Source organism: Shewanella sairae, assembly GCF_023283535.1.
Taxonomy (GTDB): domain Bacteria; phylum Pseudomonadota; class Gammaproteobacteria; order Enterobacterales; family Shewanellaceae; genus Shewanella; species Shewanella sairae.
In genome coordinates, this window is the sequence record NZ_JAKILT010000226.1 from 1 (window position 1) to 554 (window position 554).

Below are 554 nucleotides of genomic sequence, written 5' to 3' on the forward strand. Positions count from 1 at the left end.
GACGCCGCGACATACAAATCCATATCCCCAAGCTCTATTTTTGATATTGGCATTTCACTGGTGACTCAAATTTTGGAAAAGCTCAGCGTCACCAAACCTATTGATAGCCTCGCATATGCAGCAGTTGGTATTGGCATCCTTATCATTTTTGCCTTTATCACGCTGCAACTCATGGTGCTTATCATTCAGTACTATTTTTTCCTCAACGCGGGCGTCGTTATGCTCGGCTTTCTTGGTCATGAGTGGAGTCGTGAATACGGCATTAACTACTTCAAACTCATGATTGGTCTTGGGGTGAAATACCTCACCATGCAGCTCATCATCGTATTAACGCTAGACATTACCCAAACTTGGATGAAACAAAGCGATTTAACCTGGACACAACTCATCATCATTTTACCGACAATGATTGTGCTCTGGGGCCTCATTCGTGAAGTGCCACAAATGGCACAAAGCCTTGTCAGTGGCACAGACCAAACCACGGGCAACGCGGTAGCGGGAGCCATGCAAGCAGCGGCAGCAGTCGCCGCCCTTGCAGCAGGTGCCGCCGCGGG

1 protein-coding gene is annotated in these 554 nt (G+C 48.4%); it reads left to right on the forward strand.

All coding sequences use genetic code 11. The features are described 5' to 3' along the window. Positions 1-554 (forward strand): P-type conjugative transfer protein TrbL (trbL, locus tag L2748_RS24320; RefSeq protein ID WP_248957848.1); only part of this gene is annotated, 554 nt, incomplete at both ends.